Annotated in this window: 25 protein-coding genes; 20 read left to right on the top strand and 5 right to left on the bottom strand. The window is 37.9% G+C overall.

Annotated features, from left to right (window positions below):
* The first annotated feature begins 473 nt into the window (after positions 1–473).
* From AC625_RS16510 to AC625_RS16445, 14 genes are all read left to right on the top strand, one after another.
* The gene (locus AC625_RS16510) at positions 474–1,655 is read left to right on the top strand and encodes a GTP-binding protein (RefSeq protein ID WP_245645023.1); all 1,182 of its coding nucleotides are present in this window, start codon (positions 474–476) and stop codon (positions 1,653–1,655) included.
* A gap of 225 nt (positions 1,656–1,880) precedes the next feature.
* On the top strand, positions 1,881–2,030 hold the full coding sequence (gene rpmG, locus AC625_RS16505; RefSeq protein WP_049682276.1) for a 50S ribosomal protein L33: 150 nt from the start codon (positions 1,881–1,883) through the stop codon (positions 2,028–2,030).
* 204 nt (positions 2,031–2,234) lie between these two features.
* Entirely contained in the window at positions 2,235–2,504 is a 270-nt protein-coding gene (rpsN, locus tag AC625_RS16500; protein ID WP_049682275.1) for a 30S ribosomal protein S14, read from the top strand.
* A 607-nt stretch (positions 2,505–3,111) separates the two neighbouring features.
* The gene (murQ, locus tag AC625_RS16495) at positions 3,112–3,996 is read left to right on the top strand and encodes an N-acetylmuramic acid 6-phosphate etherase (RefSeq protein ID WP_049682274.1); all 885 of its coding nucleotides are present in this window, start codon (positions 3,112–3,114) and stop codon (positions 3,994–3,996) included.
* A gap of 25 nt (positions 3,997–4,021) precedes the next feature.
* A complete protein-coding gene (locus tag AC625_RS16490) occupies positions 4,022–4,327 on the top strand; it encodes a PTS sugar transporter subunit IIB (RefSeq protein WP_049682273.1) in 306 nt (101 codons plus the stop codon).
* Between the two features lie 38 nt (positions 4,328–4,365).
* The gene (locus tag AC625_RS16485; protein WP_049682272.1) at positions 4,366–5,661 is read left to right on the top strand and encodes a PTS sugar transporter subunit IIC; all 1,296 of its coding nucleotides are present in this window, start codon (positions 4,366–4,368) and stop codon (positions 5,659–5,661) included.
* 85 nt (positions 5,662–5,746) lie between these two features.
* A complete protein-coding gene (locus AC625_RS16480; protein WP_049682271.1) occupies positions 5,747–6,031 on the top strand; it encodes a hypothetical protein in 285 nt (94 codons plus the stop codon).
* Between the two features lie 45 nt (positions 6,032–6,076).
* The gene (locus AC625_RS16475; RefSeq protein WP_049682270.1) at positions 6,077–7,411 is read left to right on the top strand and encodes a 6-phospho-beta-glucosidase; all 1,335 of its coding nucleotides are present in this window, start codon (positions 6,077–6,079) and stop codon (positions 7,409–7,411) included.
* A gap of 21 nt (positions 7,412–7,432) precedes the next feature.
* Positions 7,433–8,581, top strand: coding sequence for an anhydro-N-acetylmuramic acid kinase AnmK (anmK, locus tag AC625_RS16470; RefSeq protein ID WP_082191140.1), 1,149 nt, complete (start codon positions 7,433–7,435; stop codon positions 8,579–8,581).
* 21 nt (positions 8,582–8,602) lie between these two features.
* Positions 8,603–8,935 (top strand): PTS lactose/cellobiose transporter subunit IIA, encoded by a 333-nt coding sequence (locus AC625_RS16465; RefSeq protein ID WP_049682269.1) that lies wholly within the window; start codon positions 8,603–8,605, stop codon positions 8,933–8,935.
* 17 nt (positions 8,936–8,952) lie between these two features.
* Complete coding sequence (locus AC625_RS16460) at positions 8,953–10,038, top strand: DUF871 domain-containing protein (RefSeq protein ID WP_049682268.1); 1,086 nt, start codon at positions 8,953–8,955, stop codon at positions 10,036–10,038.
* 118 nt (positions 10,039–10,156) lie between these two features.
* A complete protein-coding gene (locus tag AC625_RS16455) occupies positions 10,157–11,056 on the top strand; it encodes an N-acetylglucosamine kinase (RefSeq protein WP_049682267.1) in 900 nt (299 codons plus the stop codon).
* A gap of 10 nt (positions 11,057–11,066) precedes the next feature.
* Positions 11,067–11,921 (top strand): MurR/RpiR family transcriptional regulator, encoded by an 855-nt coding sequence (locus AC625_RS16450; protein ID WP_049682266.1) that lies wholly within the window; start codon positions 11,067–11,069, stop codon positions 11,919–11,921.
* A 1,011-nt stretch (positions 11,922–12,932) separates the two neighbouring features.
* Positions 12,933–13,376 (top strand): hypothetical protein, encoded by a 444-nt coding sequence (locus AC625_RS16445; RefSeq protein WP_049682265.1) that lies wholly within the window; start codon positions 12,933–12,935, stop codon positions 13,374–13,376.
* Positions 13,377–13,592: 216 nt separating this feature from the next.
* On the opposite strand, the gene AC625_RS16440 is transcribed toward AC625_RS16445, so the two are convergent.
* Positions 13,593–14,228 carry a 2OG-Fe(II) oxygenase gene (locus AC625_RS16440; RefSeq protein ID WP_049682264.1) on the bottom strand — a complete coding sequence of 212 codons (636 nt, stop codon included), beginning with the start codon at positions 14,226–14,228 and terminating at the stop codon, positions 13,593–13,595.
* Positions 14,229–14,589: 361 nt separating this feature from the next.
* Here AC625_RS16440 and AC625_RS16435 point away from each other — a divergent pair, with 361 nt between their 5' ends.
* From AC625_RS16435 to AC625_RS26885, 3 genes are all read left to right on the top strand, one after another.
* Positions 14,590–15,138 (top strand): sigma-70 family RNA polymerase sigma factor, encoded by a 549-nt coding sequence (locus AC625_RS16435; RefSeq protein ID WP_049682263.1) that lies wholly within the window; start codon positions 14,590–14,592, stop codon positions 15,136–15,138.
* Positions 15,113–16,171 carry a DUF4179 domain-containing protein gene (locus tag AC625_RS16430; protein WP_049682262.1) on the top strand — a complete coding sequence of 353 codons (1,059 nt, stop codon included), beginning with the start codon at positions 15,113–15,115 and terminating at the stop codon, positions 16,169–16,171. The genes AC625_RS16435 and AC625_RS16430 overlap by 26 nt, the downstream gene beginning before the upstream one ends.
* A 157-nt stretch (positions 16,172–16,328) precedes the next feature.
* Positions 16,329–16,475 (top strand): hypothetical protein, encoded by a 147-nt coding sequence (locus AC625_RS26885; RefSeq protein ID WP_156187563.1) that lies wholly within the window; start codon positions 16,329–16,331, stop codon positions 16,473–16,475.
* Between the two features lie 124 nt (positions 16,476–16,599).
* On the opposite strand, the gene AC625_RS16425 is transcribed toward AC625_RS26885, so the two are convergent.
* From AC625_RS16425 to AC625_RS16415, 3 genes are all read right to left on the bottom strand, one after another.
* A complete protein-coding gene (locus AC625_RS16425; RefSeq protein ID WP_049682261.1) occupies positions 16,600–17,766 on the bottom strand; it encodes an MFS transporter in 1,167 nt (388 codons plus the stop codon).
* Between the two features lie 63 nt (positions 17,767–17,829).
* Entirely contained in the window at positions 17,830–18,507 is a 678-nt protein-coding gene (locus AC625_RS16420; RefSeq protein WP_049682260.1) for a FadR/GntR family transcriptional regulator, read from the bottom strand.
* Between the two features lie 530 nt (positions 18,508–19,037).
* Complete coding sequence (locus AC625_RS16415) at positions 19,038–20,228, bottom strand: MFS transporter (protein WP_049682259.1); 1,191 nt, start codon at positions 20,226–20,228, stop codon at positions 19,038–19,040.
* Between the two features lie 193 nt (positions 20,229–20,421).
* On the opposite strand from AC625_RS16415, the gene AC625_RS16410 reads away from it, so the two are divergent.
* On the top strand, positions 20,422–20,877 hold the full coding sequence (locus AC625_RS16410; protein ID WP_049682258.1) for a hypothetical protein: 456 nt from the start codon (positions 20,422–20,424) through the stop codon (positions 20,875–20,877).
* 359 nt (positions 20,878–21,236) lie between these two features.
* Here AC625_RS16410 and tagU read toward each other — a convergent pair whose 3' ends face one another.
* A complete protein-coding gene (tagU, locus tag AC625_RS16405) occupies positions 21,237–22,172 on the bottom strand; it encodes a polyisoprenyl-teichoic acid--peptidoglycan teichoic acid transferase TagU (RefSeq protein WP_049682257.1) in 936 nt (311 codons plus the stop codon).
* 205 nt (positions 22,173–22,377) lie between these two features.
* Here tagU and AC625_RS16400 point away from each other — a divergent pair, with 205 nt between their 5' ends.
* Both AC625_RS16400 and AC625_RS16395 read left to right on the top strand, forming a co-directional pair.
* The gene (locus tag AC625_RS16400; protein WP_245645022.1) at positions 22,378–23,295 is read left to right on the top strand and encodes an ABC transporter ATP-binding protein; all 918 of its coding nucleotides are present in this window, start codon (positions 22,378–22,380) and stop codon (positions 23,293–23,295) included.
* A complete protein-coding gene (locus tag AC625_RS16395; protein WP_049682255.1) occupies positions 23,295–24,242 on the top strand; it encodes an ABC transporter permease in 948 nt (315 codons plus the stop codon). Before AC625_RS16400 ends, AC625_RS16395 begins: the two co-directional genes overlap by 1 nt.
* Positions 24,243–24,358: the final 116 nt, after the last annotated feature.

Below are 24,358 nucleotides of genomic sequence, written 5' to 3'. Positions count from 1 at the left end.
ATGTAGAGAGAGCTACTTTCTACTGAAGGTATACGATACTATTTCGACAAATTTTTTGGCATTCCTTCTTCATCTGACCTGTCCTGATTGTGCAATACATCTTAAAGTGCCTAGTGATTGGATGACACCCATGTCATATAGTGAATCGTCCTGTTTTTTGTGTGGAAAAGGGGTGGGGCTTCTAAAAAATCTGCTCCGTACAATTTTTTTATAAAGTTATACAATTTTAAAAAAACTAAACCTTTTTCATTGTTTTAGTTTTAGAGCAAATACTCATGGATGTTATTAATTTTAAAAAAACACTTGCAAATAGGAATTATTACGTTTTATAATGATTAAGCAAATGTAAACGCAAATGAGGTTTTCCTTAGGTCTATCAAAACGCTATTCATTTTATTGAGATATAAAACGTAATAATTTTGATTTGTGAGTTGGAATAACCTAAGGAGATTTCGCGTGAGGGAGTGAACATGTTGGGTAATCAAAAGATTCCAGTTGCCGTACTGAGCGGGTATCTTGGTTCAGGAAAAACGACTTTGCTCAATCATATTTTAGCGAACCGTGAGCAATTGAAAGTAGCTGTTATCGTCAATGATATGAGTGAAGTAAACATAGATGCTGCATTAGTTAAACAAGGTGGCTTCCAGAAAACGGACGAGAAATTGGTGGAAATGCAAAATGGTTGTATTTGCTGCACGCTCAGAGAAGATCTACTAATTGAAGTAGAGAAGTTGGCAAAGCTAGGTGACATCGATTATATCGTCATTGAATCAAGTGGGATTAGTGAACCCATTCCAGTAGCTCAAACATTTACATATGTGGATGAAAGTTTAGGAATCGACTTGTCTAAATACTGCAAGCTGGATACGATGGTGACGGTTCTCGATGCGAACCGCTTTTGGCATGATTATGCTTCTGGAGAAAGTCTGCTTGATCGTAAACAGGCCGTTGATGAAACGGATACAAGGGAAGTAGCCGATTTATTAATGGATCAAATTGAATTTGCAAACGTGATTGTGCTGAATAAAGTAGATGTAGTAGCCCATTCCAATATTCAGGAATTAAAAGCCGTTTTGCAAAAGTTTAATCCAGAAGCGCGGATTATCGAGAGTGAATATTCTAAGGTCCCACTTGATCAATTATTAAACACGGGTCTGTTTGATTTTGAAACGTCTAGTCAAGGAGCGGGTTGGCTAAAAGAATTAAACGAAGAGCATGTTCCAGAAACAGAGGAGTATGGCATATCTTCGTTCGTGTATCGTCGTCAGAAGCCGTTCCATCCTGAGAGGCTTTTGTCTTGGTTGGAAGAATGGCCCGTTGAGATCGTTCGAGCAAAGGGATTTATTTGGTTAGCGACTAGAAATGATATGTCTGGACTATTATCGCAAGCCGGACCATCTTTGGCCATTCAAGGAGCAGGCAATTGGATAGCAGCTTATCCGGAAGCGGAACGAAAACAACTATTGGCAGAAGAACCTGACCTTCTCAATCGCTGGGACGATACATATGGTGACCGTATAACAGAATTAGTCATGATCGGCATCAGTATGGATCAAAAGCAAATCGAGCAGACATTGGATGCATGCTTGCTTACAGAAGAAGAAATGGTACAGGATTGGACGAAATTTATCGATCCCCTGCCTTCATTTGTATGAAGGACATGGGGACGGGTCTTCGCGGCTACCTAATATAGCCAATCTATTTATCAGGTATACTGATTTTATCGAGAAAGCATCCAAAATCCGGCTTCGCGTAGCCGCCATTGTGATTAGGTGAGTGTAGCGTGATACAGGATGGATCCTTCATAGTAAATGATGGCGTTTTAACGCCATATTTGTTTCATATATAAAACCTAGATAAGTCCATGAGGAGGAAACATAATGAGAGTGAATATTACATTAGCATGTACAGAAACAGGAGATCGGAATTACATGACAACGAAGAATAAACGGAATAATCCCGATCGTATTGAGCTTATGAAATATTGTCCAAAATTGAAAAAACGTACTTTGCACAGAGAAACAAAATAAGTAGAACACCAATTATTAAGAGTCAGGCTTTAATTTATAAAACGTAATGATTTTGTTTTATCTCCCTTTCGTAGTGTCGCTTTATCTTTGCTATGTGGAGATAGTAGCGACACTAGAACGGGATTAACGATCAGTGGGGGGATGAAGAAAACCCCTATTGATTGAAGTTTCATTTATCTAAAGTACGTAAAGGAGAATCGGAAAATGGCGAAAAAGTCTAAAGTTGTAAAAGAGAAAAAGAGACAAGAAACGGTGATGAAATATGCAGCTATCCGTCAGGAGCTTAAAGAAAAAGGGGATTATGTGGCTCTAAGTAAACTGCCGCGAGATTCTTCACCGACGCGTTTGAAAAATAGATGTGAAGTAACCGGAAGACCAAGAGGATTTTTAAGAAAGTTCAAAATGTCTCGGATTGCTTTTAGGGACTATGCACATAAAGGACAAATTCCTGGCGTGAAGAAAGCAAGTTGGTAATAAAACAGGCTGGCTGATCTATAAAAGGGTCTGACCTCGCACTCTAATCACCATATATAGTAGTAAAATACTAAGTATGATCGATCTAAAGTAGTTGCTGAGGTCTGACCCTTTCGCTGAAGAAAGCACGATAAAGGCGATCTTCCTTGAATTTTCACTGCGAATTTCTGTCGTAAGCAGAACGAGTAGTGCAATTGAATGAAATGAATGGATTGCACAAATAGAATGAGAGAAAACATCGACCAAACGATTCACTGGTCTTTTTTTCTTTTTAAAATGACGGAGACAGAGAGCATGAGAGGGCACTGAAAAAGTCCGCTTAAAGAAAAAAGAAGCTAACGACCTACTACATATGGGTTGTTAGCTTCTTTTATTATTTGTATATTGATGGAAATTTTCGATACTTTCAAAAAGCGTTACTTTTTCAGTGGCCTCAGAACATGATATTCTCTGTCTTCTTTTGTATGTTAAATGAATTTTTTCTTTCAATTTGAAATTTAATATTAATATTTATAAAATTTATTGTAATTTTATTTCAGAGATGATATTCTTTCTTTAGAAAGCGTTAACAATAAATGAAAACGACTAATATAAGAGGATGATAGGAATGTTAGAACATTTAACAACTGAAGGTCGTAATGAGAAAACCATGCGTTTGGATGAAATGGAGACGCTTGAATTTCTGGAGGTGATGAACGCAGAGAATATCAAAGTTACCGATGCTGTGCAGAAGGAGCTACCCAAAATTGCAATGGCTGTGGAATTGATTGTTGCAGCTATGAAAAATGGAGGAAGGTTAATTTACATGGGAGCGGGAACAAGTGGTCGAATTGGTTTGTTGGACGCTGTTGAATGCCCACCAACTTTTAATACTTCTCCAAATGAGGTAGTGGGTCTGATTGCCGGGGGGGAAAATGCCTTTATCAAAGCGGTAGAAGGTGCAGAAGACAACATTGAATTAGCTCCTAAAGATTTAACCGGCATTCAATTTACAAGCAAAGATGTTCTAGTTGGAATCGCCGCCAGTGGACGTACACCGTATGTTGTTTCAGGTTTGCAATTCGCAAAGCAACTTGGTGCCAAAACGATTGCAATCAGTTGTAATCGACATTCGGAAATTGGCAAGGTTTCAGATATAGCCATTGAGGTAGTGAGTGGAGCAGAAGTATTGACAGGATCAACCCGATTAAAAGCAGGTACTGCTCAAAAGCTAGTATGTAATATGCTTTCAACTGCTTCGATGATTGGAATTGGCAAGGTATATGGTAACTTAATGGTCGATCTACAACTTACAAATGAGAAACTTGTCGAACGAGCGAAACGAATGATTATGGATGCCACAAATTGTAAGTATGAAATGGCTGAAGACTATTTAGAAAAAGCGAATAAAAAACCAAAAATTGCCATTGTTATGATTGTAGCAAACATTTCATGTGAAGAGGCTATACAAAGATTAGAGGCCGCAAATGGCTTTGTAAGGAATGCAATTTAAAGCATAATTATGAGGAGGAAATGAAATGAAAGTATTGTTTGTATGTTCTGGTGGAATGTCAAGTGCGATTGTTGTGAACGCTTTAAAAAAGGAAGGGGAGAAAAAAGGAGTAGAATTAGACGTGTTAGCTGTTGGGACACAGGAATTCGATTCGGAAGTAAGAAACGGATGGGATATAGCCATGGTAGCACCTCAAGTAAAGCACCGTTTTGATAGTTTCAAAGAATCTGCTGATACTGCGGGTGTTCCTTGTCAGATTATCCCCCCTCGAGCATACAGCCCACTTGGCGGCCCTACTTTATTAAAATTAGTAATGGAGCAAGTGAAATAGTTCAGGAGATTGAGATAACTAAAAAGGAGAAGTAGAATATGAACAAATTTGTAGATTTTCTAGAAAATAATCTTTCCACTCCTATGGCTAAATTATCAGAGCAAAAACACTTGCGAGCAATTCGTGATGGGGTAGTTTCGGCATTGCCATTTATAATTTTCGGAAGTATTTTTCTACTTATAGCCTTTCCACCAGTTAGCGCAGAATCGGCAATTGGAATATGGTCTGCTAATCACATTGCTGAAATCCTTATACCTTATCGATTGACAATGTTTATTATGACTTTGTATATAACATTTGGAATAGGATTTAGTTTGTCTCAAAGCTATAAGCTGGATCCATTATCTGGAGCGTTACTATCCACAGCCGCATTCTTATTTACAATCGGTGTTCAAGTGATGGATAATGTTGGTTTTGTCTTACCAATGGCTAATCTTGGTGGGCATGGGCTCTTTGTTGGCATGCTTGTATCGATATTCTCTGTAGAAGTATTACGTTTTTGCAAAGCAAAGAAAATAACGATTAAAATGCCAAGTTCTGTTCCTACTTCAGTAGCGCGTTCCTTTGAAGCGTTAATTCCAGTGGTTCTTGTTTTAACGATTATGACATTCATTACTATAGTGTTTGGAATTGATTTGCATTCGCTTATCGATAAAGCGGTTGCACCACTTGTTAAGGCTGGGGACACTTACATTGGCGTGATGATTCCGGTATTCTTAATTACGTTTTTCTGGTCTTTCGGGATTCATGGCGTGTCAGTGGTTGGTGCAGTCGCACGTCCTGTTTGGGAAGTGTATTTAGCAAATAACTCTGCAGCAGTTGCTGCCGGAAATGCGATGCCACATATTGCTCCAGAAACATTTTTTCAATGGTTTATTTGGATTGGCGGATCTGGGGCAACATTAGGTTTGGTTATTGCCATGTTAATATCGGCGAAATCTCAATACAGTAAAGCAATGGCAAAGACGACCATCATTCCAAGCCTTTTTAATATTAACGAGCCAGTTATTTTCGGAATGCCGATTGTATTAAATCCAATCTTAATTATCCCATTTATCATTACACCATTAATAGGTACGACCATTGCTTATATTGCAACATCGATAGGATTGGTAAATCCTACTTATATTATGGTGCCGTGGACCTTGCCAGCACCAATTGGAGCTTATCTGTCAACAGGTGGGGATTGGCGTGCAGTTGTCCTCGTATTTATCAATATTACTGTGTCAGTTTTGATGTATTTACCATTCTTTAAGATGTACGATAAAAAATTGGTCACACAAGAAGTGGAAGAAAACACGACAATACACAGTGAAAGTGTTATGAGCCGTTAATGTTTTCTAGCATGAGGTAAAAGGGAGTTTGGGACAAGATGCTCCGAGCTCCCTTCTCTATTTACTAGAGATAGGGGGAATGAAAGTGAATACATCACCTAAGCTTCACTTTTTTAGCTATAAGGGTGCCTTTTTATTTTTCAGCTTTGTTCTTATTTTTAATCTTCTCTTTACTCCTCTTTTACAAATTATTGGAGTAGATAAGTATATGGCACTATATATAGGGAATACATTTGTGATTAGTGTTGGACTAACAGCAGTTCTTGTGTTCATTGAAGGAAAGTGTAAAGGAATAAAGCAAATCCTTACCTTATTTTTTTCTTTATTGATCTTTTGTGCAATGGTTTGCTATTTGATTGTCTATAGATAATGTAAAAAGGTTGACGTTATCAACTATTAAAGGGGGACACATTGGATGACAACTCAAGAGGGAATCAAGATTGTAACCATTGGGGGAGGATCAAGCTATACACCGGAGCTAGTTGAAGGGTTTATTAACCGTTATGATGAGCTGCCAGTTAGGGAACTATGGTTAGTCGATATCGAAGCAGGTAGAGAAAAACTTGAAATCGTTGGCAATATGGCCAAAAGAATGGTGAAAAAGGCTGGAGTCCCAATGGAAATCCATCTAACACTAAATCGAAGTATGGCTTTGCAGAATGCTGACTTTGTTACAACGCAAATGCGTGTTGGCTTACTCGATGCTCGAGTTAAGGATGAACGTATCCCATTACAGCATGGCTTAATAGGCCAGGAAACAAATGGGGCAGGTGGGTTATTAAAAGGATTGCGTACGATCCCTGTTTTACTAGAAATTGCAGAAGAAATGCAAGAGCTTTGCCCAGATGCTTGGCTGATTAACTTTACTAATCCCGCGGGAATGGTGACAGAGGCACTATTGCGTTACAGTAAACATGATAAAGTAATTGGTGTGTGTAATGTCCCTTTTAATATGCATATGACGATTTCGAAACTATTACATGCTGATATGAAAAGGGTACATATCAATTTTGCTGGTCTTAACCACATGCTATACGGAACGAATGTCTACTTAGATGGGGAGGAGGTTACGGGAAGAGTGCTTGAATTATTGGGTAATCCTGATAGTCAAATGACGATGAAAAACATTGCACCCCTTCCTTGGAATCCAAGATTTTTGAAAGCACTCGGCGTAGTACCATGCCCATATCACCGCTATTTTTATAAAACAAAAGAAATCTTGGAAGAAGAACTCGAAGCATTTAAAGATGGACAGACTCGTGCCGAAATCGTAAAAGAATTAGAAGATTCATTATTTGCCTTATATAAGGATGAGACCTTAGATATCAAACCACCACAATTAGAAAAACGTGGCGGGGCCTACTATAGCGATGCAGCTTGTAATGTCATTTCGTCTATTTATAATGATAAAAAAGACATCCAAGTACTAAATGTGAAAAATAATGGATCCATTACTGGAATAGATGACGATTCTGCGGTTGAAGTAAGCTGCGTAGTTACAAAGCAAGGTCCAGTTCCACTGACAATCGGAGAATTACCCGTTCAAGTTCAAGGATTGGTTCAGCAAATTAAATCATTTGAAAGAGTAGGCGCCGAGGCAGCTGTAACGGGTTCATACGATAAAGCACTTCTTGCATTAACGATTAATCCACTTGTTTCTAGTGATGATTTGGCTGAAGTAGTCCTGCAAGAATTACTTGAAGCCCATAAAGAATATTTACCATCATTCTTTCAAAAGTCGACTATATAATGAACGATTGAGGTGGAACCATTGGCATATGTTGTAGGATTAATGTCTGGGACGTCACTAGACGGTGTAGACGCTGCATTAGTGAAAATAGAAGATTGCGGTTTGAAATCAAAGGTTGAACTGATCGACTTTATTTCGATCCCCTTTGCAAATGAAATCAAACAAGAAATCCATGATGCTCTTTCTATTGAAACTTCTTCAAGTCAACAGATTTGTTCTTTAAATTTTCAATTAGGTGAAATCTTTGCAGATGCCGTTATAGCTATTTGTCAGAAAGCTCGTTTCCCTTTGGATCAGCTAGATTATATTGGTTCACATGGACAAACCATTTACCATCAACCAATTAAAGCAGGGAAATTCATCCCATCGACGTTGCAAATTGGCGAAGCAGCCGTCATTGCTTATCGGACAAAAACGATAGTTGTTTCTAACTTCCGAACAATGGATATGGCTGCTAGCGGTCAAGGAGCACCACTTGTACCATATACCGAACTTATTCTCTATGGAAGCTGCGAAAAGTCGAGACTTCTGCAAAATATTGGCGGAATCGGCAACGTAACGGTTCTTCCAAAAGATGCTACGTTAGATGATGTACGTGCCTTTGATACCGGTCCTGGAAATATGATGATTGACCATATTTGTCAGAAGTTTTATGGAATGCCCTATGACAAGAGTGGAGCAATTGGCAAAAGCGGTCAAGTTAATGAAACACTGCTTCAGCAATGTATGCGGATGCCATATATCCTTACACCACCTCCTAAATCAACGGGAAGGGAATTGTTCGGAGCAAAACTTGTTGATCGGCTAATTACCGATTATTCACATCTCTCAAAGGAAGATTTTGTAGCCACGATGACGATGTTTACCGCAAAATCCATCGCTGAAAACTATAAGAAATTCATCTTTCCAACTACTACAATTGATGAAGTGATTGTTGGCGGCGGTGGTAGCTATAATGATACGCTCATGAATATGCTGCAAGCAGAATTGGCAGGACATTGCAGTGTTTTCAAACAAGAGGATTTTGGCTATTCGTCTGAAGCGAAGGAGGCCATCGCATTTGCAATATTAGCCAACGAAACGATGAATCACTTACCAAACAATGTACCGAGTGCCACCGGTGCAAAGCAGTCTGTGATTCTAGGTAATATTACACCAGTCCCATACTAAAAATTTAAAGGAGTGTTCAACATGAAATCTGAATCAACTAATAATGAGATTGAAATCTTTGAAATTATAGCACATGGCGGCAATGCAAGAGGACTTGCCTATGAAGCACTAACGGCTGCTGAGGACTTTGATTTTGACAAGGCGGAGGAACTTATTAAACAAGCAGCTGATGAATTAACGCTTGCTCATAATACACAAACGAAATTAATTCAAAATGAACTGAACGGTGTTCCAAATGAAAAATCACTCTTGATGATTCACGCGCAAGATCACTTAATGACAGCGATAAGTGAGCAAAAATTAATCGAACATATGATACGTATTGTAAAAAAACTTGCACCAAAACAGAATTAAATGGGAGGCACTTTTTTATGAGGAAATTAGGGATTTCGATATACCCCGAGCATTCAACCCTAGAAAAAGATAAAGCGTATATTGCATTAGCCCATAAATATGGCTTCAAGAAAGTCTTCACATGCCTGCTTTCCGTTGATGGAAATCAAGACGAAATCATGAGTACGTTTAAAGAAACGATTACTTTTGCCAATGAATTGGACATGGAGGTTATGGTCGATATAGCTCCACGGGTGTTTGGCGCATTAGGAATTTCTTATCATGATTTGTCGTTCTTCGCCAATTTAGGAGCGTATGGAATTCGCCTTGATTTGGGCTTTACAGGAAATGAAGAAGCGATCATGACCCATAATCCGTATGGTCTGAAAATCGAAATCAATATGAGTAACGCGACTCAATATTTAGATAACATCATGGCATATAAGCCAAATACAGAAAATCTAGTAGGCTCACATAATTTTTATCCTCATCGCTATGCTGGGTTAAGCTATTCCCACTTTGTTACGTGCTGTGAGCTTTTTAAACGCCATAATATTCGGACGTCTGCTTTTGTCAATTCACATGAAGCGACATTCGGACCCTGGCCTGTTACAGAAGGGTTATGTACACTAGAAATGCACAGAGAGTTGCCAATTGTCACGCAAGCGAAGCATTTACTGGCAACAGGTCTAATCGATGATATCCTCATCGCAAATGCCTATGCTTCAGAAGCCGAAATGCAGGCATTAAGTGGGCTTAATCCTCAAATGCTAACGTTTAACACCGAGCTTTTTGATACCATTACAGAGTTAGAGAAAAAAATTGTGCTTGATGAATTTCATTTTTACCGTGGTGATGTGTCTGACTATCTGATTAGATCGACGCAATCACGTGTGAAATACAAGCAAGAAGAATTTAAACCGACCTTTACGCCAAACATTCGCCGTGGTGATATCCTGATCGAAAATGAGCTTTACGGTCAATATAAGGGAGAATTGCAAATCGCGTTAAAGGGTATGGAGAATTCAGGGAAAACAAATGTGGTAGGACGGATTGCTGAAACAGAAATTTTCCTTCTCGATTTTCTAGAACCATGGGGTAAGTTTCAATTCGCGTTAAAATAGATAGCAGAGATTAATTTAATAGGTTGGGCTCCCTTGTTTTACGATTGATGATTTTCTATACTATTGGGCTTGGGGGCCGGCCTTTTTGTGATAAAATCGTTAAAGAGGGGAAATACATATGAAATATCTCATCGGTGTTGATGGTGGAGGTACGAAAACAGAAGCGGCAGCCTATGATCTGAATGGGAATCTGATAAGTACCGGTATGTCTGGATATGGGAATCTACTCATCAACGAAGACCAGGCCATTTTTCATATTATAGATGCCATTACGCAATGTCTTCTTCCATTAAAAAAAAGGGATTGCTGTTATCTCTATTTAGGATTGGCTGGCTATGGTGGGGTAACCGACACGCGTACGATCGAAGAGTCGATACGTCGTTCGTTTAACATCCCCTTCACGATTGAGAATGACGGCATCATCGCTCATGCGGCCTTGCTTAAAGGGAAAGAGGGGATCTTGACCATTGCTGGTACAGGGTCTGTTAGTATGGCTGTTCATAATCGGGTTTATAAAATGGCAGGAGGATGGGGACATCTTCTCGGTGATCAAGGCAGCGGTTACTGGATTGCTTTAGAAGCATTTAAAAGAATGACGTATGAAGAGGATAATCAACAAGCTTATAGTCCTTTAACGGGACAAATATTGACAAAGCTTGGTTATAAAAGCGTTGCGGACATAAAGAAGTTTATTTACTCATCGTCTAAGGGCGAGATTGCTTCGATTGTACCCTTAATAGTTGATCAGGCGAAAGCCGGTGATGACATAGCTCAAACAATCCTTATGGAAGCGGGCTGTCATTTAGCCAATACTACACTTGCTGTTTATCATAAACTTCCTTTTCCAGCGCAAGTAACAGTAGCCATTAAAGGTGGCATCTTGACAAATATACCTATCGTACAGGAAGCTTTTATTGATAAATTAAAGGCAATGCTTCCAGAAACTCAATTTGTACTCGATGAGGTGTCCTCTACATTGGGCTGTTACTACTTAGCGATGGAGAAAATGAAAGATTAGAAGGGGGAGAATGACTACGAATTCTGTAAATATCTTATTAAGAATCGAAAGTGTACTTGAGGAATTACCAAAATCCGAAAGGAAAATAGCTCAATATATTTTAGAACACGCAAATGAAATCGTACGAATGACGGTACATGAGCTAGCAGCCAATGCCAATGCCAGCAGTGCCGCAGTCATACGGCTTTGTCGCTCCATTGAAGTGGCTGGATTTTCAGAATTGAAAGTTTCATTGTCGTCCCAAATCTCTCGTCCGCTTAAGAGCGGCTTTTATGATATTGAGCCGAATGAAACGATCCAGTCCATTAAAGAAAAAATCGTTTCAAATTCAGTTCAAGTAATTCAAGAAACAGCTATGGAATTGAAGGAAGAGATGATTGATAAAACAGTAGAAAGTATCAGAAATGCAGAGATCATCTATATCTTTGGTCTAGGAGCATCATGGCTCGTCGCGGAAAATATGATGCAAAAATGGTCTCGATTAGGGAAAGTTGTAATTGCTTACCAAGATGCTCATATTTATGCAGCAGCACTTGCGGCATCTAACCAAAAATCTGTCTTCTTCGGAATATCGAATAGCGGTGAAACGCCAGAGCTTCTGCGTTTAGTCAATATCGCTAAAGAATCCGGCTGTCAAACAATTGGACTCTCTCGATTCGGTAGTAATTCATTATCCAACAGTGTTGATATATCCTTACATCATGTTCGGGCACCCGAAGCACAATTCCGCAGTGCAGCATCAAGCTCCTTATTCGCTCAATTTTTAACGATCGACCTCATATTCTATGCATATGTCTCAAAATACTATGACGACAGCATTCAAAAAATTGTCCGATCGCGAAATTCTGTTTTAAAATATCAGTAGTGTTGCTTAGTTATGCATGTAAATCATCACTCGGAATTTCTCAATAGAGACAAGGTGCCTTTCATTTTGTTCTTTGACTTGTAAAAATTGTTCTAACCAATCGAATAGAAATTTCGCCGTTAAGAATGAAGAAGATATAAGAGCAGCTGACTTTGGTCGGCTGTTTTGTTTTAACTAGTTAAGTCAAATGGATATTATTACGATTCGGAAGTACTTTTTACATGCACTTACCTCGTCGATTTCGTGTAGCGTAGCACCAAAAAACAGTAGAATGTTATCGATTTTTTCTTACTATGACGGTGATTTATTTAATTGTGGCCCTTGTTGCAGGACTAACCTATATCGAAGCAAATTTGAGTAACGGAACGAACTATCTTGTTTTTTCCTTAATTCAAGATTACAGGAAGTTTACAAGTAATATTTTCGCCATTCACTTTCGTTAGAGGGGTTATGCTACTCTCAGTTATTGGCTGTTCAATGTGTGTAGGTACATTTATAAGAGAGTTTACTATAATGAAGAATAATGAAAAGAAACCGATTGAATAAATAAAAGTATTTTCTTAGATTGCTCCCATGAAAATTAAAAAGCTCAAAATTTATTAAAAGCAAGAAAGTCCAACAGATTGGGAAAAACAAACATTGCTGTGGAAATAGAAGGGAAATCAATGATTGATTTTTGTTAATGATCAAATTACGCTTAAAATATGAAACGAGTGCAAGAGTTGTAACGGTAGGTTAGTTCGACCATAAATTGGGTATTAAACCGGATTTAAATAGGACTAATGATAAGATGTTAAAAAAATCTTACACAGGGAGAAAAATATGAATTTATAGAGGAGTACAAAAACGGAGTCTTGGAACGGAGGAAGTAAGAATAAATGAAAAAAGCAGTAATTAGATTGGCTATGACTATTGGATTAATCATGGTGTGCTCTTTTATCTATATCAAACTAAATTAACCATTAGTTGATGGAACTGTAGCCTTTGACAAAGAAAAATATATCGTACTAGTTGGGGGGCCGAAATAAAGGTTTTCAAGAGATAAAAATTACAAGTGTCCTTATTAATAACAATGAACAGCCCAAAAAGTTAAAGGTACAAGTAAGTAATTCATTAAAAGGTTTTGCTTTAACAGACTCATTTGAGGCTGTGGCAGGAGAATATGACATTAAAAATTTAGAATCTGTGACGATACAACCGAAAACATCGCCGCAGATGCAATATGAAAAAATGGATAAAGGGACTGCTACTGAAAAAGATGTCAGTTACGGAATAAGTATTGTATCTGATCGACCAATAGAAACGGTGATTATAAAGTATCAATATTATGGTCTTCCATTCGTAAAAAATCTAGATTCATTAAGAGATTCCATCTTCAACGAACGGGTGCTATTTTGGTATAAAATAAGATGTGCGATGTATTTGACGTACCATCCCCATTTTAAATACATATAGAATGTAAAGAAGATGCCTTTCCTGTAGAATACAGAAATCATCTTCTTTTTGTGGCCAAACCTTTTTTATGTCTTTGAAAAGGGTGCGATTTATGTGCTGGTAGGGTTTACTTAGTGCTAGTATATTCTTTTAGGACACGAATAAGTTTAAGTCCTTACAATGATTTTTGAGAGGATATGTCCGTCTTGGAACGTAAGAATACAGGTGAAAAATATCCTATTTTTGTCTTTTCATCCATTGTGTTGCAACCCACTTTTCTCCAGTAATAACGGGCGCTCCACCATGTAAAGTTAGTTCGTTTACGCTTTTATCGTTATAGAAATATTCGAAATATACCGCCATTCCTTTTTGGGGGGAGACTGAAAAATTTAGTTTAGGAAAAAAGGTTTCTCCGCCATGCTCCAGATCATTTAAGTACATGACCATTGTGCTAATTCTATTATTATTTGTTGCTTTATTTGTAGAAGTAAAAAAATCAAAATGAGCTTTATATTCTTGACCAGGAGTATATTTAAGAATTTGAATCCCTTCCCCATGTTCAATGGGTATATTCATAATCGATGCTATTCTTTTTTCAATGTTGGTAATGGTGTCATTTTCATTTTCTTGAAAAAACATACTACTGCTTGTTCTTATCTCATTGACATCGTGGGTAGCGCCAATTTTGGAACGATGCATTTTGTCTTTTGACAATCTAATTAGTTCGTCACATTCTTCGTCACTCAAAACATTTCCTAAAATTACGATGAGTGGTTCTTCTAATCTAGCAATGATATTAATCTCTCTATCTTCTGTTTTGATTTTATTGCCAATGTGATTAAAAATTGTTTGTTCTTTACTAGCGATTGTCAACTTTCATCGACTCCTCAGAATATTTAATATTCAGAACTATTAACTCATTTTGTTTATGTAAGCGATTTTGTATGATAATTATATCATGAACCACACGTTTATAACGGTTTCTTATTCAGCTACTAGAGAAAATATTTTTTTCAGGAAACTTACATACATGGTCTCAATCCGATTGGCTTCCGTATTATGGATTTCGAGGCTACCTTTCAAGCAATGCTTGAAAGGCGTGTGAAACCAGAGTTTCACACGAATGAGCCAAAAATCTTGTTTAACATAGCCTTTTATAAAAATAAATAAAAGTTGAATCGTTTTGTTGTTCCTTTTTCTCTAATAGGGGAGAAGAGAAAAGGAGGTTGCATAATTGAAAATAAAATCAAAAATAGTAAAGCGCGCCAAACAAGGCGATGCGGAAGCCTTTCAAACATTGATTCATGAAGAGAAAGAAAAATTGTACAAACTGGCCTATGTGTATATGCGAAATGAAGACGATGCGCTTGAAGTGTTTCAAGAAAGCATCTATAAAGCATTTGCATCAATCGCTACACTAAAAAACAACGATTATTTCTCTACTTGGGTGACGCGGATTTTAATAAACACGGCAATTGCAACATTGAAAAAGAAACAAAAAATCGTTTTGAACAGTCATGAAATGCTAGAAAATATGAGCGAGATGGAGCCTTTAGATCTTGAGGATCAACTCGATTTATTTCAGGCAATGGATGAAATCGAGGAGAAGTACAAAACCGTCCTACTGCTGCGTTTTTATGAAGATTATACAGTGAAGCAAATTGCCACGATTCTCAACTGCCCCGAAGGTACGGTAAAGACGAATATTCGTCGTGGGTTAGCGATGTTGAAGAAAAAAATGAAAGGGGCTTATTTCGATGACAGACAAAATTCGATCGTTTAAAGAAGAAATTGATAATATTCACGTGCCGGTTGATAAGTTGGATGCCATTATTTTGAACACGATTCGAGGAAGTGCGCCAAAAAGAAAAAATTCCTTTCGAAACAAAATGTTGTATAGCGTAGGGGTTGCTGTGGTTATGTTCGGTTTGTTACTCAGTTCGGCAATCATCTCACCTGCTATGGCTACTATCGTTTCACACATTCCGATTATAGGAACGATATTTAGTACGTCCGGAGATCGCGGTTTGGAGCAGGTCAGTAAGCAAGGTTTAACAGATAAAGTAGACATGACGAAAATGGTAGAAGGCACTTCCATTACACTTCATGAAGTTTTCTATGATGAAACGCGATTTACGATTGGATTTTCAATTGAATCAGAGCAGCCGATAGAAGAATTCTATTTGTCCTCAGGGCCAACGTTCACGGTGGATGGGAAAAGCTTTTCACACGCTGGCGACTATAAAGAAACCGAAATATCTCTGACCCATCGAACTGGCATTGCTAGTATTGATGCATTTGAAAAATTGCCTGAAGCTTTTACGCTAGGCTTAACGTTTAAAGGAAAGGATGGCAAGCTGTGGGACTTCTCGATTCCGGTTAGCACTCAAGCAAATGTTCAGTCTGTTGCGATTCATCATACTCAGAAAGCTTATGGCATAGATCTCACAGTTACGGATTTAAAAGTAAGTCCAGCCGGATTGCTCCTTACCTTTAGTGCGGAGTCAGAAAAAACAGGCTATTTATCTGGTATGCTAGACTTCAAAGTAAGTGACGTGAAAGGCCATGAACTTGTTTCTCATTCTGGTGGAAGCAAATTAGAAAACATTGCTAGAAAGCAACATTTAACTGGCACTCGTCTAATCGACCCAATCGTTGACAATGTGAAAGAGTTGATAATTACGCCTTATCTTGTTCAATCGATAAAGGGAAGCAGTGTGAGAATTGACGCGCAAGGAAATGAAACGCTAACTGAACTCAAGCCTTTCAAAGGGGCTAATATCGAATTTGAAAGTTTTACAGTGACACTACCTTAAAAAACTGCCGTATTGCGCGAGTCCAACTAGCGGTTCCTTTCGTTTCTTACTGATGTAAAGAGCTTGTTTACTGCAAGCTTTTTCTTATTCCATTAAATGATTAGTAGAAAATAAAATGGTATAATTTAGAATGTATTTGACATACGGAGGTGAGTTGATGTTTGAACTTATTTTGGTGTTCCTGTTTTTGGCGATTTTAATCATATTTCTGTTTGATTTTGCAAGATTTAGGCAGCAAAATCAAATAATCATTGAACAGAATGATAAGGTTATTTTTCTATTAGAAGAAATTAAAAATAAATAATCACTTTTATCCGGGGGAACAGGCTGTACTACCCCCACCTTAATTTTTGTGAATAAATAGGTGGGGGATGAACAAAACACGAATGGAGCTTTTACGAATTTTTCGTTATGATTCATACAATGTCTCAATAGTAGGGAGTAACTTTCTTATTTTTCCATCCTAGTAACGAAATCAATAGGACCAAACAAAGCACCATCATTAATACAAAGACTTGTTTATCATATGCAATATAATCTCTTAATAATCCAGCGATAATCGGAATAATTCCACCAATCATATAGCCAACCCCTTGCATCATGGAAGTCCAAGAACTTGCTTCACTTGACGAAGAAACAGCGTTTAATGGAAGAGCCAAGGCGAGCGGGAATAATCCTCCAAGGCCAATTCCAATCAGAATGGTTGCAAGCCAAGGATTCGCTAGATCAAAGACGATGCAAAACAAACCAAGTAAAACAAATAATGTACTTCCCATTAACCATGCCTTTTCGTTTTTATAGACATCTGCTAATGAGGGAATGGAAAAGCTAAAAATCATTTGAATAATTGTAAATAAGGTAATAATTGTCCCCGATTGCTCTCCACTAAAACCCATGGATTGTGCGATGGGGGCTAACCAGGTGCTAATACAATAAAATATACCAGCTTGTAGACCAAATATGAGAGTAAACAACCATGCTTTTTTATTTTTAAATGGGAATGGAATCTTTTTCGTTGTTGAATGCTTCACAAACTCACTTTTTTTCAGCATTGGATACCAACATAATAATCCGATCACTGCAAAGATGCTCCAACTTGCTAATGCAAGCTGCCATGAATCATTGAGTTGTTTTTGCAAGGGAATCATCAATCCAGCGCTTAATGAAGCACCAATTCCCATTCCTACAGAGTAAACACCAATCATCATCCCAATTCGATTCGGAAATTTTTTTTTAATATATCCCGAAATTAGGGGTCCTGCAATAGCTATACCTATCCCAATCAGAAAAGCTGTCAGAAGCAGTGCCAGTACTGAATTTGTAAAAGCACGAAAAGCAGTTGCTAATCCAATTAAGAGTAAACAATAAGCAATGGTTTTCTCTAATCCGAATCGAGTACTTATGCTTGTTGCGAAAAATGCAAAAAAGCCCATACAAATGACCGGAATCGATGTAAGTAAACTGACCATGCCATTAGTTAATGCTAAATCATGTTTAATGCTCTCCAATACAGGGGATACCGAAGCAATGCTCATTCGTAAATTTAAGGAAACAAGAAATAGTGCTACGATGATAAATAGGATCTGTTTTTTCATCTTTAAACTCCCTTGAACATTTTAAAACATCATATCATCAGACGTTTGATTTTGTAAAGGAGCTTATTGCTCCAGATTTTGGTTCACAGAATGAATGGCTTTTTCTTCATCTTGCGCTAAGATGGCTTGATATAAATCCTCATGAATCTCTGAGTTATCGTTATAATTGGTTACATGTACAATAAGGCTACTCAAGATTTTCCGTAGAACAGGAATGAAGGATTGATATAGATTATATAGGACCTGATTCCCGCTTGCTTTGGCAATGGCTAAATGGAAATCAATATCTGCTTCTACATATGTCGCATAATTTCCTTGCTGTAACGCTTTATAACGTTGATCCAAACAGGTTTTTATCTGCAATAAATCTTCATCTGTTCTTCGCCTTGCAGCTAATCTTGCGACTTCTTGATCTAACATCGCGCGTGCTTCATATACATCATTCTGATCAGCTTGGTTGAGCAGTTGATTAAAAGAAGTTTCATTCGTCCATTCCAAAGACAAAATGTGTGTGCCTTTTCCTTGTTTTACTTCGAGAATTCTTGCGTGAACAAGTACTTTTATGGCTTCGCGAAGGGTGGAACGACCTACCGCAAATTCTTCCATAAGCTGAGGTTCAGGAGGAAGACGATCCCCCACTTTATACTCACCTGAGAAAATTTTATTCTTTAATTGCTCAATGATTTCATCTGTTAATTTTCTACCTATTACTTTTGAAAATGAAGATGAATGATTTGTCATATCCTTTCACTCCTATCCCTTAACAATAATCCTATTATACCGTGAAAGATGATAAAGATATAAAATTCATCGCCAAGATCGTGTGAATGATGAAAATGATTGAGGATTCAATATCTTAGTATTTATTAAACTAACGAAGTATATGGTGTGGTTTCGTCCATTCCGTTATTTGTAACCTTGCTTATTGCGTCATTCGCCTAATTCCTCTCCCGCAAGGCGTCGAGATTTTCAAAGAATTAAATTAGTATACTTGATAAAAATACTCAATGAAGGGTTTTTGTGTAACGAGCATTTTAAAAAAATACATAAAATACGAGCCTGTTATGATCCGAATTTTTTCATAACGGGCTCTTTATATTTGCTATGTAACAGATTATGGGTTGCAAACTAGATACACAGTTGGAACAGAAGGTGGAGTGGTTGAAAGGGTTACCTTTTGGTCGTACCGTCTCGATCTCTATTAAGGTATGAGCGGTGAAAATGATCTTGATATCCTAGCAATGCCATTTCGTATACTCCAAGATTCTGCTCTATACGAGCGATTGTTCATTTTTCTTTAAAAAGTATAAATAAATAATCATTGAAATAAAAATAGAAAGAGCAGATGTTAAATAGATGATTCGATAGCCGAATAGGTAGCCGATTTGACCGAATGTGATGGCGCCAATTCCTACGCCAAGATCGAAGAAGGAGAAGAAGGTCGCGTTGGCCATTCCTTTTCGATTTCGTTCCGCCTTTTCAATGGACCACGCTTGGAGTGCTGGTTGGACTGTTCCGAAGCCGAGACCATAGAATATGGCTGCTGTGTAGAGCACGATGTTATTCGGCAGCCATGCGAGTAGCAGCATGGCGATGAAAATGCACATCGCTGATGGAATGTAAATGAATTTGTGTCCATTTGTATCGTATAGCCTTCCTGCATAAAGACGGGTAAATAAAAGGGCCATGGCATAAATGAGGAAATACCATTGAATGCCTGTGACTCCTTGTTTTATTGAATAAAGTGGGAGGAATGTTGCAATCCCACCAAATGTTACAGTGATGAAAAATAATAAAATCGACGGCTGTAGTGCCGTTTTTTCATAAATATCCAATTTACGGGTTGTGGTTTTTACAGCGGATTTTTCGCCTTTTTTGTAGTGGATGAATGAAGCTAGGAAAACAGCTCCTAGTCCTAATGTCCCGCATAAGAGGAATAGTGTTTGAAATGATAGTTTTCCTGCAAGTACGAGACCGAGAGAGGGGCCGATTGCCAGTGCTAGATTGCCAGACAAGCCGTAAAAGCCCATACCTTCACCACGCCGGCTTGCAGGAATGATATCTGTAGCAATGGTTCCAGAAGCAGTAGTAGAAAACCCCCAGCCTATTCCCTGGGCAACTCGTAAAGCGAACAACATAAAGATGCTGACCATGAAGCCAAATGCTCCAACTGTTACAACAAATAAAGAAAGACCGATTAAAAATACAAACTTTCTTCCTTTTGTTTCAAGAATTTGTCCTGCAAAAGGGCGCACAATCAAGGCGGAAAATGTAAAAATCCCAACGACGATGCCGATTAATTGATCATTGCCCCCTAAGTATTCAACAAAAAGCGGAATGGTTGGTAATGTCATTTGAAAACCGAGAAAAATAAAGAAGTTTGCGATACAAATTATAACAAAGTCACGGGTCCATATTTTATCCGAACCTTGAGGACGTTGTGTTACTATAGCTTTGTCCATCTATAAGTCCTCCTTCAATCCCCTTTATATGTATATATGTTACTAAAATTTGGATGATTAAGCTATTGTTTAGGATTGGGATTTTTCGTGTTACTAAGTATATTTATATTCCCCACCTATTATGACATATCTGTTTCATGGTCAGACATACATATGAAGAAGAGTATGTTTTTAGGAATGGTAGGTGGGGTTTATGCGGAAAAAAAGAAGTAGAGGGCTGCTTTTAGCGTTGGTTGTCTCGGCCATCGTCATCGGAATCATCCTTTTTATTATGTTTAAACTCCCAAGTGGCCCTGAAAAAGTGGTTCGCGACTTTTATACGTATGAAGCAGAGGGAAGTTTTGATCAGTCATGGTTATTGTTTCATCCTGATATGAAGGTTCGGTTTCCAAAAGCAAAGTATATCGAAACACGTTCACATGTTTTTATGCAGCATATGAACGTTGAGACATTTTACTTTGAAATTGGTAAAGCGAAGAAAAAGAAAGAATGGAGAATGAATAAAGCGAGTGAAGTGTTCGCTTGGGCTTATGAAGTACCAGTTGATGTTACTTTTCATTCTCAATTTGGTATTTTTACGATGCATCAAAACTGTTATGTTGTGAAGGAAAAAGGAGAGTGGCTTATACTTTGGGATTACCGATTTTAGGTGAAAAATAAAGCTGGAATATCGTGTTCTTCTCCTTTTTCATTCAAAATATGATAAGAGGTTTTACATAGATTTCTTTGCACGATTGCTAATCGCTTGAAGGATGAACATTTTATCTTGTGAGGTGAGCATAATCCAACTACCGGCTTTAATTTTCATAGCGATCGACTCCTATTATTAATTTTTTAGAAGGAAAAGTATTTTCTCCTTAATCAAAAGTATACCGCGAATTACGCCGATATAAACAAGATAAATTCCTACAAATTTTTTGCATAGGCTCGTATTTTGTCAAATAATCGTCAAGTAAAGGGTCAGACCCAGCAACAATTTCTGGGTCTGACCCATTTAGACAACATTTCTTATTTTAACTCTAAATGTACTTTTAGTTCGTCATGAATTCTTTGTTTTTCTTCGTTACTGACAATGCCATAGTAGATTCCGTCAATTTTTTTGCCAGTACTCTTAATTTCTATTTGTTCAACATTCTTCGCTGCAGCTCGATAGTTTTTCTGGATGTCATTCATTTGTGAGAATGTAAGATTTGTTTCAATATTTTTGCTTAATGTATCAAAAATAGTAGAGTAGTTTGTTAATGTTGCAAAGCTTGCCCCTTTGTTAATAATTCCTTGAATGATTTCACGCTGTCTGTATTGACGTCCGAAATCACCGCGTGGGTCTTCATATCTCATGCGAGAGAAGTTTAAAGCTTCTGCTCCATTTAATTTGATCTTTCCAATTGGAAAATGATCTCCCTCAGAACTAAAGTCTAAGTCATTGTTTACTTCTACGCCACCTATTGAATCTACGATATCCTTAAACCCTTCCATATTGATTTTGACGTAATAATCTAATGGGATATCAATGAAGTTCTCGACAGTATCCATCGACATTTTCACGCCGCCAAATGCGTAGGCATGGTTAATCTTATCTACTTTATTTTTGCCAATAATATCGGTTCTGGTGTCACGTGGGATACTTAACATTTTCACGGAATTTGTTTCTGGGTTCACGGTTAAAGCGATGATTGTATCAGACCGCCCACTATCTCCTTCGCGTTCATCAACCCCTAGTAAAAGGACGGAAAATGGTTCTTGGTTCGTATAGGCGATTTCGTTCTGTCGTTTATCAGAAATGGGACGATTTTCAATCGGCGTGTGCATCGTTTCAACTGCTTTTGTTAGAGAATGATAGATGGAGTATGCATAGGCACCACCAGCTACTAAAAAAATAAGAAGGGTAATGACGATAATCTTCAGCCAGTTCTTTTTCTTCTTCGTTTTATCTTGACGTTTCATCTAGTACTTCCTTCCGGTTTGTGAAAATGGATTTAAAAGTCATTATATAGAGATTTACTAGAATTGGATAGTATTTGTTAGTGGGCTATTGTCTAATGGTGGTGAATTTTAACAAATTTTAATGTGACTTATTAGTCATATAATGTTAAAATTTATAAGTATTTCCTTTGATATGTGATGTCTGATGAAGAGGAGAGTGTTTGATTTGGTAGTTATCTCGCTAAATAACGTCTCGAAGAAAATTGGTAGTAAGACGATTATTGATAATCTCAGTTTTGAAGTGTTTGCTGGGGAAGTATTCGGTTTTCTAGGTCCGAACGGGGCTGGGAAAACAACGACGATTCGGATGCTTGTTGGATTGATGAAGATTACGTCTGGTGATATTTTCATAGATGGGCATAGTGTGAAAAGTAATTATGAAGAAGCGATCAGTAAAGTGGGCGCCATTGTAGAGAACCCAGAAATGTATAAATTTCTGTCTGGCTATGATAATTTGAAGCATTATGCAAGAATGACAAAAGGCGTAACGATAGAGCGGATTGATGAGGTTGCAGAGCTTGTTGGGTTGCAGAATCGAATGAAAGAGAAAGTGAAGACTTATTCATTAGGGATGCGTCAGCGACTTGGTATCGCACAGGCTTTGCTTCATCGACCGAAAGTATTGATTTTGGATGAACCGACGAATGGACTCGATCCAGCCGGTATCAGGGAAATTCGTGATTACTTGAAACGATTAGCCCGTGAGGAAGATATGGCTGTGATTGTATCGAGTCACTTGCTGTCTGAAATGGAATTGATGTGTGACCGGATTGGCATTATTCAAAATGGGCGTCTGGTTGATGTACAAAATGTGACTGACATGGTGAATAGCGGGAAAGTTTCTTATGTGATTTCAGCAAAACCGATTGATCAAGCGTTCCAATTGTTACAAAATGCTTTTGACGGTATAGCGGTGAAAATGACGAAGCAACACCTCCATGTGGAAGGCGCGTCTGTTGATGTTCCTAAACTAGTAAAACGACTCGTAGAAAACAATATTGATATTTATGAAGTGAAACAAATGAATCAATCTCTTGAAGAGAAATTCCTTGAAATCACAAGTGAAAAAGGAGGGATAGCTTAATGGGATTGCTCACAAACGAATGGATCAAGATTTTTAAACGAAAATCAAGTTACATCATGATTGGTATCCTTGCGATCATAGTAGTAATTGCGGCGATTGGAATCACGTTTATAAATGATCAGGACACTGAAACTGGTGATAATGGAAACTGGAAGACGGCACTGGAGACAGAAAATAAAAACTTAAAGGAAGAGCTCAAATCAACATCAGATCCTTATAAAAAGGATATTGAAAGAATAATCGCTGAGAATGAGTACCGCATCACTCATGATATGCCAAAAGTGACGTCTTATAACGTTTGGACGTTTATGAATGGGATGATGGGAGTAGTCGATTTTGTGGCATTGTTTACTATCATTATAGCGGCGGGAATCGTAGCTAGTGAATTCAGCTCAGGAACGATCAAACTATTGCTCATTCGTCCGATAAATAGAGCGAAAATTCTGTTGAGCAAATACATAACGGTTCTGTTATATGCTCTATTTATGCTGGGCATATTATTTGTTCTAAGCTTTATTTTAGGCGCTGTATTCTTTGGGTTTGAACAGAACCAGCCACATTTAGCCTATTTAGATGGCCAAATTATAGAACGTGCGCAAATTCCCTTTTTACTGACCCAATATTTATTAAGTTCGGTCGGCTTGCTGATTTTTACGACGATGGCGTTCATGATTTCGGCTGCTTTTCGTAACAGTTCCCTTGCGATCGGACTATCCATCTTCCTATTATTAGTGGGGAGTATCGTAACATCGATTATTGCGGGATTCTTTGATTGGGCAAAATATTTACTGTTTGCCAATACGAATTTGCTTCCATACTTTGGCACAGGGTTACCGATGGTTGAAGGCATGACCTTATCCTTCTCACTTATTGTTTTACTAGTGTATTTTGTCATCTTCCATGTCGTTGCATTCTGGACTTTTGTAAAACGTGATGTAACAGCTTAATTTATGAACCCTCGGATAAATCTGATTCGGGGGTTTTTGGTGCGGGTCGCATTAGCCTTGAAATACGTTTTAGGGTATTGATGAATTTTATTGGTGTCTTAGTTTAGTGCTCAGTT

The organism is Peribacillus loiseleuriae (assembly GCF_001183985.1).
GTDB classification, from domain to species: Bacteria; Bacillota; Bacilli; order Bacillales; family DSM-1321; genus Peribacillus; species Peribacillus loiseleuriae.
Note: the sequence above shows the minus strand (reverse complement) of the source record. Positions and strands in the feature narration are given on the sequence as shown.